Genomic DNA, 12,478 nt, shown 5'->3' with positions numbered 1-12,478 from the left:
TAATAGATTACTTAAAAAAGCAATTAAATATCGTAATGTATTACAAGTTCAATTAGAAAATCCTGTAACTTGGTTAATGAATAGTTTCCTATTAACTGGAGATGATGAAAATGACACTGATTGAATTACGTACAAAAGGTTATCAAGCCTTAGTTAAAGAGTTAGGACAAATTGACACAATACGCTTTTTACAAGAAATGGGTTGGGGTTCTGGTGATTATACAAAAGAACGCCAAGAGGCTCTAAAAAATGTAACAAGAGCAGAATTTTGGCAAGATATTGAAGAAATTAGAAAGGAGAAAATTTGAACTTTTCATAATCAGGAAGTTGGGCAATAATACCCTTGCTGGGGGCTGTTTCCTTGAAGCCTTTAATAATTACTCGCTGTAGCATGATCAACAATTATTTTCTATACAAAATAATTATCTAAGTATGTGAACACAATAAAACCAAACTGTGTAAAGAAACGTAAAATTGCTGAAAACTTCGGCGTTGCTGAATTGAGGTATGAAATTCCCAAATTTAATCTTTAAAACTCAAACCTCAGTGCGTCTTTGCGCCTTTGCGTGAGGCTAAAATTCATACCCTTAATCAGCAACGCCAAAACTTCTTTACTCTTGCATGATTGCCTTCCTATGACGACAATTTTCAACGCCAACCTACTTATATTCGTGAGTTCGACACATATTGTTAGATCCCTCTTCAAACCTCTCATCTCAAAGGAGAAAGGTTTAAAAATAAGTTAGAATGCCCCTGTGTCGGCTAAGATATATATGGCATAATGAACTTTGTCTTAGCTGCAAAGACCCAATCAACTATCCACTTTGGCGATTAATTCAGTCTGTAACAAACATGATAAAACCTGCCCTTACTAAAATTGGCGCTCAAATGTCCAACTTAACTGGCGTAAGAGCGATTATGAAAGATATTAATGAAACCCTCAGAGCTAGTAAGGGACAGGAATTATATAATTTAAGCGCTGGCAATCCGTTGATTTTACCAGAGGTAGAACGGTTATGGCGGGATTGTACGGCAGATTTATTAGCTAGTTCTGAATATGGTGAAGTTGTTTGTCGTTATGGTTCTAGTCAAGGTTATGCACCACTAATTGGGGCAATTGTCAAGGACTTTAACCAGCGTTATGGGTTAAGTTTAACTGAGCGGAATATTTTAATCACTGCGGGTAGTCAAACTATCTATTTTTATGCCGCTAACGCTTTTGGTGGCTATACTGAAAATGGCGGTTTGAAGGAAATTGTCCTGCCTTTAAGTCCAGATTATACTGGTTATGGTGGCGTTTGTTTATTTCCAGAGGCTTTGGTTGCTTATAAGCCTACTCTAGATATTGATGCAGATGCACATAGATTTAAATATCGCCCTGATTTTAACCAACTCTCGATTACAGAAAATACTGGTTGTGTGATCTTTTCCCGTCCCTGTAATCCAACAGGTAATGTTTTAACTAATGATGAGGTGAATAAAATCACCGCTTTAGCTGCACCTTATGATGTGCCTGTGCTTATTGATTCGGCTTATGCACCACCTTTCCCGGCTTTGAATTTTACGGAAATGACTCCGGTATTTGGGGAAAATATTCTCCACTGTATGAGTTTATCAAAGGCGGGTTTGCCTGGAGAACGCATTGGGGTAGCGATTGGAGATGAAAATCTGATTCAGGTTTTGGAATGTTTCCAAACTAATGTGGGGATTCATTCTTCTCGATATGGTCAAGCGATCGCCGCCCGCGCGATAGAATCAGGTACATTAGCCCATATCGCGGAAAATGTGATTCGTCCTTTCTATCAACAAAAGTTTGATGTATTGGAAAGTACATTAGAAGCAGCTATGCCGAAAAATATACCTTGGCTCTTACATCGCGGTGAAGGGGCAATTTTTGGCTGGTTGTGGTTGCAAGATTTACCCATGACTGATTGGGAATTTTACCAGGAATTAAAGAAGGTGGGTGTGATTGTTGTTCCTGGTAGTAGTTTCTTCCCTGGTTTAAAGGAGGAATGGGAACACAAACACCAATGTCTGCGAATTAGTCTAACTGGTAGTGATGAGGAAATTACTATCGGTATGCAGCGTTTAGCGAAAGTTGCTGAACGGGTTTATCAAGTTGCGGCTGTGAGTGTGTAAAAGAAATGAACCACGAAGACGCAAAGAACACGAAGAAGAAGCAAGGGAGCAGGGCGCAGGGTGCAGGGGGAAAAAGTCAAAAATCACCTGTCCCCAGTCCCCAGTCCCCAGTCCCCAAGCTTGATGATTGGTTGGAAATTGGCAAAATTGTTTCAGCACAAGGTTTAACCGGGGAGTTGCGGGTTTATCCTCATACGGACTTTCCTGAACGCTTTGAAGAACCAGGAAAACGCTGGTTGTTACGTCCTGGGGAAACTGAACTGGAATCTGTGGAATTATTACATGGGCGGTATATTGAGAATAAGAATCTCTATGTGATTAAATTGAAGGGAGTCAGCGATCGCCATCAAGCTGAAAATATGCGTGATTGTCGGTTTTTCGTGCCTGTGAGCGATCGCCCAGAATTGGCAGAAGGTGAATTTCATGTGTTAGATTTGCTAGGGTTGCAAGTCTTTATGCAATCCTCTGGGGAATTTGTAGGAACGGTGGTGGATATATTACCTTCAGGTCATGATTTATTAGAAGTTAAATTTGATCCTGATTTTGTCACTAACCATGAAGAATTTAAACCTGATCAAGCAGAAAAAACAGTTTTAATTCCTTTTGTGATGGCAATTGTCCCTATTGTTGATTTAGCAACCCGCCGAGTTGAAATTACTCCTCCCCCCGGGTTATTGTCAGTTAATAATTAGGGCTTGCTGATAGCGTAGCGTGGCGTTAGCCATATAAACCTAAAACCATTTATTAACAAAGGTTTTCGCGGATTTTTACCCCAAAAAAGTGCCAGGTTTTGGCTAATGGTGTCTCAAAATAGGTGCATTTTTCTTTGTCGGATTTGGAAAATTCAGGATATCCAGACAGTTAAAAATGTTCCCTGTTAAGAGTTAAGAGTTTCCTGCCCTCACAGACAAGAATTATCAATTATTTGGTCAATATCTTGTAATCTTATCTCTAATGGTGAAGCTGTCATGCTGCCAAAATACGATATTTTGTAATTACTACGGTGTGAGCTTGTGCAATAGCTTCGCTCGCCGTAGGCATCGCACCAGAGGCAAAAACTTCTAAATTTAGAACTATGAAAGCAGTCGGTATTGATTTAGGGACAACAAATTCCGAAGTAGCAATTGTCGAAAACGGACAGGTGCGAGTATTGCCAGGAGAAGATGGCGATCTGATTTTACCTTCCTGTGTAGGATTTAGCGATACGGGTAAAGTGCTAGTGGGACGAGAAGCACTGCGTCAATATGCTGCGGCTCCCGAACGCACCGTGAAATCAATTAAGCGCTGGATGGGAACAGACCACAAAACCACTTTAGGGGATAAAGAATACTTACCTCATGAAGTTTCCGCTATTATTCTCCGCGCCCTCAAACAACGGGCTGAAAATGCTTTAGGAGAAACAATTACCCAAGCAGTAATTACAGTTCCCGCTTACTTTACGGATGCTCAACGACAAGCAACCAAAACTGCTGGAGAGATTGCTGGTTTCGAGGTACTGCAAATTATCAACGAACCAACAGCAGCCGCTTTAGCTTATGATTTGCGTTCCGAAGAGACAGAACGGGTTTTGGTTTATGATTTGGGAGGTGGTACTTTTGATGTGTCGGTAGTGGAAATTACAGGCGAAGTCACAGAAGTATTAGCAACTCATGGTAACAATCGCTTGGGTGGAGACGATTTTGACAGGCTGTTGCAACTTTATCTAGTGGATCTATTTCGTAAACAGCATGGTGTGGATGTTCCAGATGATGCTGTCACCCAAGCGCGTCTCTTACGAGCAGCCGAGCAGTTAAAAATTGATTTGAGTTCCCATGCTTTCGCCACAGTTCGAGAAGCCTTTTTAGGTAGTAAGGGCAAGACTGCACTCCATCTAGAAACAGAAGTAGCGCGAGCAGATTTGGAAAAGTTGATTCGCCCCCTATTAACAGAAACCTTAGAGGCTATTGACCGCGCTCTCACCGATGCAGACCTATTACCCGGTGATATTGACCGAATTATCTTAGTTGGTGGTTCAACACGCATTCCCCTAGCCCAACAAATGATATCAGAACATCTGGGACAGAATCCCAGTGATGGTATTCAACCCGACCTTTGTGTGGCCTTGGGAGCAGCCTTACAAGCTGGGGTGTTGGTAGGTGAATCTGTAGATGCCATTCTTGTAGATGTAATTCCCCATTCCTTGGGTATTGCTGCGGCGGTGTCTACACCAATGGGGATTATGCCCGGTTTCTTCAGTGTGATTATTCCCCGTAACAGCGTTGTTCCCGTTTCTCGCTCTCAGGTTTATTACACCGTGTCTGATGAACAAGAAGCCGTAGAAATTGAAGTTTTTCAGGGAGAAAATACCATCGCTGAAGAAAATGTGCCTTTAGGTGATTTTAGAGTCGAGAACTTACCACCCAAACCAGCAGGGGGTATTCAAGTTGAGGTTCACTTTGACTTTGACGTGAATGGCATTCTCACTGTCACTACTACTGAAAAAGGCAAAGGGCAACAGGGAACGCTAGTAGTCAATAATGCAGGGATTGAGAAGCTTTCTAGCCATGAATTGAAGCAAGCAAGGGCAGATTTAGATGCCTTGTTTGAAGTTGATGAAACTATCGAAATCTCCACAGAAGAGACAATCTCAGTAGTAGAAATTGCTCCAGAATTAGCAGCACTTTTAGACCGCGCTCAACAAACACTGCCCACACTAGATTCTGAACAAGCAGAGGAATTACAAGACTTATTAGCCCAGATTGAAAATGCCAGTGCTAACAAGAGTGCAGAATTATCCCAGTTACAAGAAGAACTCTCAGATTTTCTTTACTACGCTAGTACGAATGATGAATAGGAAATAGAGAGTAGTAATTATGAAATGTCCTGTTTGTGGAGCAATTTATCGTCCGACAAGGGCAGTAGGGACGCAAGGGGGAAAAACTGACAGCCAGACTTCTCCATTGCCTCCCCACTCTCCAACTTGTAGACGCTGCAAAGCCGATTTATCCGACTTGATCACTTTGCATGATCAAGCTATTTGGTATCACAGACAAGCCCTGGATTTGTTGTCAAAAGAGCGTTATTCAGAAGCAGCAACGCACAACAATCAAGCTTTAGCTTTGTATTATAGTCATGCAGACTTTCATGCCTTAGCGGGGAAATTATCGGCATTGCAGGGAGAATGGAGAGAAGCGATCGCATCTTGGCAACAAGCACTCAAATTTGACCCAAAAAATGCGATAGCGAAGCGCGACCTAGGAATCGCTTATGATTGTCTAGAAATGATCAAGCTAAATTTAATTATCTGATTCAAACACTTCAACTTTTTAGTGTCTACTGTTAAAATTAAACCAATATGATTAGGTCAACAGAAAAAATTAAGCGTATGTGAAGAAAGGTAAAATCGCTCAAAACTTCTTCACTCTTGCCTCTTGCCATAACGACAATTTTTAACGCCAACCTACTTACATCCTGGAGTTACTATGGAAACCACTCAAGCAGTGATTAATCCCACTACTCCCCCAAGTCAAGACATTCACACCAATAAATTCACATTACCAGATCATACGCAACTACCAGATTCAGACGGAACTTTCGTGTTAGCGAAGCGTACCGTAGGTCAAAATTTCCAGGAGCATCCACAAAGTATAGTCTTAACCAGTTCCATTGAGCCAGTATTACAGAAACTACATCCAGATGGAAACTACTGTATTGGTCAAGATAGCGGTATTTATTGGCGTTTAACTGAACCACCTGAAAAAGGTGCAGAAGCTCCTGATTGGTTTTATGTGCCTAATGTACCACCATTTCTCAATGGAGAATATCGTCGTTCCTATGTATTATGGAAAGAGTTTGTCGCACCATTAATTGCCATTGAGTTTGTTTCGGGAAATGGTTCAGAAGAAAGAGACGCAACTCCTCCGAGTGAAACAGAAAAAGCTGGTAAATTCTGGGTTTATGAACAAGCAATTCATATTCCTTTTTATGCAGTTTTTGAAGCGAGAAAAGCATTACTGGAAGTTTATCGCTTAGTTGATGGGCGTTATGAAAAGATGCAACCAAACGAGCGTAATCATTTTCCAATTTATCCTATGGGTGTGGAATTAGGTTTAATAGAAAATGATGGTTTACCGTGGGTTCGTTGGTGGGATGATGTGGGAAATTTGCTATTAACTGGTGATGAAAGGGCTATTGTTGAAAGACAAGCTCGTTTACAAGCAGAAGACGCAAGACAACAAGCAACTTTAGCCCAACAACAAGCAGAGGAAATTGCCCAACAAGCAACTTTAGCCCAACAACAAGCAGAGGAAATGGCTGAACAAGAACGACAACAAAAGGAGAAATTAGCAACTTACTTAAGATCATTAGGTATCAATCCTGATGATATTTGAACTGTAGGTGTGTGATTTCTGCACTTATTGTGGACATCACATCCCACATTCAAAAAACCCAGGTGTGTAGGAGTCTTAAAGAATGGTACAAACTGCGGCTAGAACGGCGATCGCCCTTGGTAGCAACATAGGTAACTCCCTAGCCATTTTCACAGGAGCTTTAGAAACCTTAGCCCAAACATCAGGCATAAGCATACAAGCCCAATCTCATTGGTATCGTACCAAAGCCATAGGACCAACTCAACCAGACTACTTAAATGGTTGCGCGATATTATCAGTACAGATTTCACCACAAGCCTTATTAGCACAATTACTCACCATTGAACAAAAGTTTGGGCGTGTGCGTCAGGAACACTGGGGTCCACGTACCTTAGATTTAGACTTATTATTATACGATGACTTAATTTTACAGCAACCAAATCTACAAATTCCCCATCCTCGCATGGCTGAACGAGCCTTTGTTTTAGTCCCTCTGGCAGAAATTGCTCCAGATTGGATAGACCCCATATCTCAACGAGTAATTCAAGATTTACTACTAGAGATCAACACAAATGATGTACATTTATTCTAGTGGGTAAAAAAATTACTATTTTTATAACCCAAAAAGAACTGATAACAACAGAAAACCCCCGTATAAGTTCTCTGTATTCACAGACGGTAGAATTTACTATGCCATTAGGTAGAGAATTACCACAGTTGCTCAAGCAACGCTTGTTTTATAAAGGACGCAAGTTTAACTTTGAAGTTAACCGCTTGCGTTTGCCCAACAAAGCCGAAGGGGAATGGGAATGTATTCGTCATCCCGGTGGCGCTCTGGTTATACCCATAACCGCAGACGGCAAACTTGTACTTGTGCGTCAATATCGGTTTGCAGTGCAGGGAAGATTATTAGAATTTCCGGCGGGAACTGTAGAACCCAATGAAGATCCTTTAGAAACAGTCAAACGGGAAATTGCAGAAGAAACTGGCTATCATGCTCGTCAGTGGGATAAATTAGGAGAATTTTTCCTTGCTCCTGGCTATTCTGATGAAATTATCTATGCTTTTATTGCCAGAGATTTAGAAAAGCTAGAAACACCACCAGCACAAGACGAAGACGAAGATATTGAGACAGTATTACTAACTCCTGAAGAATTGGAAAAAGCCATTTTGGTAGGAGAACCTGTAGATGCTAAATCCATTGCTAGTTTTTTCTTGCTGCGTTCATTTTTAAAATAGGTCATTGGTCATTGGTCATTGGTCATTGGTCATTGGTCATTGGTCATTGGTCATTGGTAAATAATTGGCTGACTCCTGACTCCTGACTTCTTGATTCCTGCTATAACTAGCGGGAATAACTGGTTGCATAATCGCGGGTACGATAATCTATAGCTTGAGCTAAGACTTTTTTTGTTGATGCAAACTCTCGTAATCGTCCCACATGATTCTGATTGTATTGAAATAAAGCCGTGAAATCAGCCAGACGAGAGACTTGTTGGATGTTTTGAGAGATAAAGATAATTGTCAATTCAGAACGCAAACACTCAATGAGTTCTTCAATTTTTGTGGTAGTGATGGGATCAAGTCCACTGCAAAGCTCATCCATGAGAATAACTTGGGGTTTTACAGCTAAAGCGCGGGCAATACACAGTCGTTGTTGTTGACCACAAGATAGTTCTAAAGCCGGCTTATAGAGCTTGTTTTTGACCTCTTCCCAAATATCCGCAGATTTAAGAGCTAACTCCACAACTTCATCTAATTCTGGTTTTGGTCGCCAACCAACTAATTTAATCCCGTAAGCAACGTTATCATAGATACTCATGGGAAAAAGATTAGGTTTGGAATAAATTGTACTAACTTGACGACGGAGACGATTGAGATTAATCCGTCTATCATAAATATTTTGCCCAAAAAACTCTACTTTCCCTTCTGTGTGGACTTCTCCCTCCAAATCGCTCATGCGGTTAAGAGACTTTAAAAAAGTAGATTTTCCACAGCCACTAGGTCCCATAATAGCAATAATTTTATTTTGGGGAATATCCATTGAAAGACTTTCCAGGATTTTTTGCTTGCTGTAGTAAAAACTAAAGTTTTTCACACTAATTGCCGGAATTATTTTACTCATATTAATTAAGAAAGGAGTCAGTAAGTAGGTTGGCGTTGAAAATTGTCGTTATAGCAAGGCAAAAGGCAAGAGTGAAGAGGGTTTGGGCGATTTTACGTTTCTTTACACAGTTTGGTTTTATTGTGTTCACCTACTTAGGAATGAGGATTAAATAAAGTGCAAATCTTGATGGATGTAATTTAACATTAGGTTAGACGGTCGTTATCAAGAATTGTAAGTTAATAAATCCACATTCCTTAGTCAGGAGGAATAAGGCAGAATAACAGGAAGAAGAAGAAGAAGAAGAAGAAGAAGAAGAAGAAGAAGAAATAAATAAATAAAAAGTTAGTAAATCAGAATGCTTGAAAAGCTTGATATTTGCTTATAACCTAAATTAAGTCATCTTATGACCTGCAATGCTGCGTTTAATTAGTGTAATAAAGGTAAACTCACCATGCTACAGCGTTTTATTTTCATCATTACCACTATTATTGTGTGGCATTTGTGTATTTTTAGCACCCTTGCCCAGGAAAAAAAAATTGAAAATATGGATAAGTTTCCTCCCAATCCCCTAGAAATGATTTTACCTGATCCACTGTTACCAAATTTACCAGATAAACGCCAATTAACATTAACAGAATTGCAAAAATTAAGGACAGATTTAGATGGGTTAAATCAAGAGGCACAGGTGACACTACAAGGAGGAGACAGAAAGAAAGCCTTTGAGGTTTGGAATCGTGAACTACGATTAAGACGTTATTTAGGTACATTGGCTGAGATAGAAGCGTTATCACGGGTGGGAGAAATCGCCTGGAATCAAAATGAACGGGACGAGGTGCGATATATTAGTCAGCGATTACAATTAATTCAAAAGGAGATAGGACAACAAAAAAGCGCGGATTTACAATTATGGCAACTCCTGGGTAAAGCTTATCAAAAAATCCGTCTTCCTAAATTGGGAATATCGGCTTATGAACAGGTTTTAACATTAGTTAAACAACAACAGGATTCATCTGGAGAAATAGAGACTTTAAAGAATATTGGAGAATTATATTTAAGTTGGTTTGATTATAACCAAGCTGCCAATACTTACCAAAAAGTATTAAATTTGGCAGTTAATCAGGGTGATAAAACTAATGAATTGGGATATTTACAACAATTAGCTTATATCTATGGGCGAGGAAAACAACCCCAAGCAGCAATAGATATATTAAATAAATTAGTCCTTCTTTATACTCGTGACCAAAACCTCGGTGAAATTCCCGCTTTAAAATTAGCCATAGCAGCAAATTATGAATATCTAGCCCAAGAAAATCCCACATTAAAACAACAGGCTTTCGATAATTATCAAGCAGCTTATACTACAGCATGGCAATTAGAGCAATACGCTAGGGCTGGAGAAGCACTAGAGAAATTAGTTGCTTTGTATCGTTCACAAAAACAAGTAGATGCAGCCTTGCAAACTGGCGCAATTCTTTTGGAAACACAAACATTAGCTAACAATTTTTATGGTTTAATGTCAGCCTATGACCAAATTGGCAACTTATATATAGAACGGCGAGAATATAACCAAGCATTAACAGCATTTCAGAAGGGATTAGTAATAGCACAACAACTTAAACATCAAGAATCATACTTTAATCAACAAATTGAAAAGTTAAAAACTGAGATAAAAATGTAAAAAATATCCAGATAAATAAAAAAGTCCGCGCAAGCGGACTCTAGATATTGGATAAGGTTAAGTTGTCACCAAGAGAGCCTACAAGATGTTAGACTTATTTGTATTTTTACGAATTCATTTAAGAAAATCAAGTGGTTTGATCTAAAAGTTAGGACATAATTTCTATATTTATGTCTGAGAAAAAGGGGATTTATTGATGATGATTGCTACAGGTGAATGTCTCCCGTTGCTTGAAGAGGTGGTAAATCTGGGAAATTGCGGACATAACTCAGATTGTTTTGTCTAGGATTTTCTCATAAATAGGGCAGGCTGAGTAAAGCTAAACCATTTAGAGAACTCCACAAAAAAAATGATCCAATTTTGTGGGATGGGCATCCTTGCCCGTCCTTGATGATTAGCGGGCAAGACTTGTACTGAGCTTGTCGATAGCGTAGCGTGGCGTTAGCCATAGTATGCCCGCACCACAAGAAATTTTGGGATATTTTTTTGATTGGAAGTCTCTAATAAACCTGTGCTGCATGAGTTGTCATTGCGAGTGAAAGGAAGCAATCTCTTGACAACCGATAAACCACCTAACGCAAAAATCCCTCAAACCCTTATTCCTCTGTGTCCTCTGCGCCTCCGTGGTTCGTTAATCAGGATAATTTATTTCTTGGAAGTCCCTTATTACAGCGATTTCCAATCTTATGAGGTACATCTTAGCCCCCTCATCGCTTGCGGGGAGGGGGTTGGGGGCGGGGTTCTTGTTCCGGGTTTGATGACAATTTGCTGTAATAAGGGTTTCGCGGATTTTTATCACAAAAAAGTGCAAGGCTTTGGAATATCCGACTCAAAGCACTCAGAACCAACAATAAAGGAGTTAACCAATCACCCCAACGCACATATAAAGTCCGAGTTTGACGGGGATAAATAGTTTCTGCGTGGATTTGATAGGTATTATAAGCCGATTTCCAGAGAGTTTGCCCATGCGGATTAATAAATGCCGAATAGCCTGTATTTGTTGCCCTCACCGCCCATCTATCGGTTTCAATTGCTCTCATGATATCCTGGGCATGATGTTGATCTGCCATTGCTGCCGTATAATGGGCATCATTCGACGAACTGAGGATAAATTTCCCACCCATAGAAGCTTGATAACGAAAATTTTCCGCAAAAGCAGATTCGTAACAAATACCAATAATTACCTTACCAAAAGGAGTATCAAAAATTTGCTGGGCTTTACCCGCAACTTGATGTGCTTCTAGGGGTGATAACCGTTGAATCAGTCCACCTAAAATATTTTCAAAAGGAATATATTCTCCTAAAGGTACAAGTTTAGATTTATCATAACGGCTGGTAACTTTCCCATTTCCAAGAACAGTAAATAAACTATTTGTATAACTACTTCCTTGATCACCAAATGCACCTATCCAAGCTATTACACCCTGTTCTCGAATAGCAGCTAACAAAGGAGTTTGAAGTAAATCACGAGAAAAAATAGGTATAGAAGCCTCCGGGGTAAGAACAGCTTGCACACCTTGATTAGTTAAATTTAAATATCCTTGAGTATAACCAGTAATCGCCCTACGTAAACCTTGAGGAAGAACCTTAATTTTATTAGGAATATTACCTTGAATAACACCAATTTTTAAAGCCGTACTTGAAGTTAGATTTAGGGGTGCAGCGTAGAGAATAAAGCCGATAAAATGAGAAATAATAAATAAGGAAACAGCCAAAATTAAATAACCATTAACAAAACCTTTCCCTAAACTCCCCTCTTCCTTTGCGCCTCTGCGTCTCTGCGTGAGATATTCCGCAATTAACCCATTAAACGCCACAATTACCGCCGTGACAGAATTTGGACCAGAAAGCTGTCCTAAATGTAAAATTACCAGATTTTGCGGTGATTGAGTGTAAGCCAGAGAACTCCACCATAGAGGACTAGCACTCCAGAGACTTTCTAACCCACACCATAAGGCTGTACCAAATAGAACACGCAACCAAGGATTTCCCCTATCTAGATGCACCATTAAAGCCGCCCAAACAGTAACTAAAATTCCCCCCCACAGGCTAATAAATGCCCAACAAAGGAGGGTAATAGTTAAACTAGGCAACCAAGGAACACCTAACCAATCCATAGGATGAATCCCTGTAATCCATGACAGAGCAACTCCGTGATAACCGATACCCCAGAGCAGGGCAAGGGGCAGGGGGCAGGGGGTAGGG

The 12,478-nt window shown here is 40.1% G+C and carries 11 protein-coding genes; 9 read left to right on the top strand and 2 right to left on the bottom strand.

Features of this window, described 5'->3' with window-relative positions:
* The first annotated feature begins 110 nt into the window (after window positions 1-110).
* The 8 genes from IQ228_RS10705 to IQ228_RS10670 all read left to right on the top strand — a co-directional run bounded on the left by IQ228_RS10705 (window position 111) and on the right by IQ228_RS10670 (window position 7,727).
* The gene (locus IQ228_RS10705; RefSeq protein WP_027403689.1) at window positions 111-308 is read left to right on the top strand and encodes a hypothetical protein; all 198 of its coding nucleotides are present in this window, start codon (window positions 111-113) and stop codon (window positions 306-308) included.
* A 547-nt stretch (window positions 309-855) separates the two neighbouring features.
* Complete coding sequence (locus IQ228_RS10700; RefSeq protein WP_027403688.1) at window positions 856-2,139, top strand: valine--pyruvate transaminase; 1,284 nt, start codon at window positions 856-858, stop codon at window positions 2,137-2,139.
* Window positions 2,140-2,144: 5 nt separating this feature from the next.
* Complete coding sequence (gene rimM / locus IQ228_RS10695; RefSeq protein WP_027403687.1) at window positions 2,145-2,831, top strand: ribosome maturation factor RimM; 687 nt, start codon at window positions 2,145-2,147, stop codon at window positions 2,829-2,831.
* A gap of 383 nt (window positions 2,832-3,214) precedes the next feature.
* The gene (locus IQ228_RS10690) at window positions 3,215-4,972 is read left to right on the top strand and encodes an Hsp70 family protein (protein WP_027403686.1); all 1,758 of its coding nucleotides are present in this window, start codon (window positions 3,215-3,217) and stop codon (window positions 4,970-4,972) included.
* 19 nt (window positions 4,973-4,991) lie between these two features.
* A complete protein-coding gene (locus IQ228_RS10685; RefSeq protein ID WP_193962833.1) occupies window positions 4,992-5,426 on the top strand; it encodes a tetratricopeptide repeat protein in 435 nt (144 codons plus the stop codon).
* A 174-nt stretch (window positions 5,427-5,600) separates the two neighbouring features.
* Window positions 5,601-6,509, top strand: coding sequence for a Uma2 family endonuclease (locus IQ228_RS10680; RefSeq protein ID WP_193962832.1), 909 nt, complete (start codon window positions 5,601-5,603; stop codon window positions 6,507-6,509).
* A gap of 82 nt (window positions 6,510-6,591) precedes the next feature.
* Window positions 6,592-7,080, top strand: coding sequence for a 2-amino-4-hydroxy-6-hydroxymethyldihydropteridine diphosphokinase (gene folK, locus IQ228_RS10675; protein ID WP_027403683.1), 489 nt, complete (start codon window positions 6,592-6,594; stop codon window positions 7,078-7,080).
* 98 nt (window positions 7,081-7,178) lie between these two features.
* On the top strand, window positions 7,179-7,727 hold the full coding sequence (locus IQ228_RS10670) for an NUDIX hydrolase (RefSeq protein WP_027403682.1): 549 nt from the start codon (window positions 7,179-7,181) through the stop codon (window positions 7,725-7,727).
* 106 nt (window positions 7,728-7,833) lie between these two features.
* Here the strand turns inward: IQ228_RS10670 and IQ228_RS10665 are convergent, their stop codons facing one another.
* A complete protein-coding gene (locus tag IQ228_RS10665) occupies window positions 7,834-8,613 on the bottom strand; it encodes a phosphate ABC transporter ATP-binding protein (protein WP_027403681.1) in 780 nt (259 codons plus the stop codon).
* A gap of 433 nt (window positions 8,614-9,046) precedes the next feature.
* Between IQ228_RS10665 and IQ228_RS10660 the strand changes: the two genes are divergently transcribed.
* Window positions 9,047-10,273: a lipopolysaccharide assembly protein LapB gene (locus tag IQ228_RS10660; protein ID WP_027403680.1), complete on the top strand. Its 1,227-nt coding sequence runs from the start codon at window positions 9,047-9,049 to the stop codon at window positions 10,271-10,273.
* 707 nt (window positions 10,274-10,980) lie between these two features.
* On the opposite strand, the gene lnt is transcribed toward IQ228_RS10660, so the two are convergent.
* On the bottom strand, window positions 10,981-12,478 hold a 1,498-nt coding region (gene lnt, locus IQ228_RS10655; protein WP_193962831.1), incomplete at its 5' end, for an apolipoprotein N-acyltransferase.

Source organism: Dolichospermum sp. LEGE 00246 (assembly GCF_015207865.1).
Classification (GTDB): Bacteria; Cyanobacteriota; Cyanobacteriia; order Cyanobacteriales; family Nostocaceae; genus Dolichospermum; species Dolichospermum heterosporum.
The sequence above is the reverse complement of the archived record's forward strand: the minus strand, read 5'-3'. Positions and strand labels throughout refer to the sequence as shown.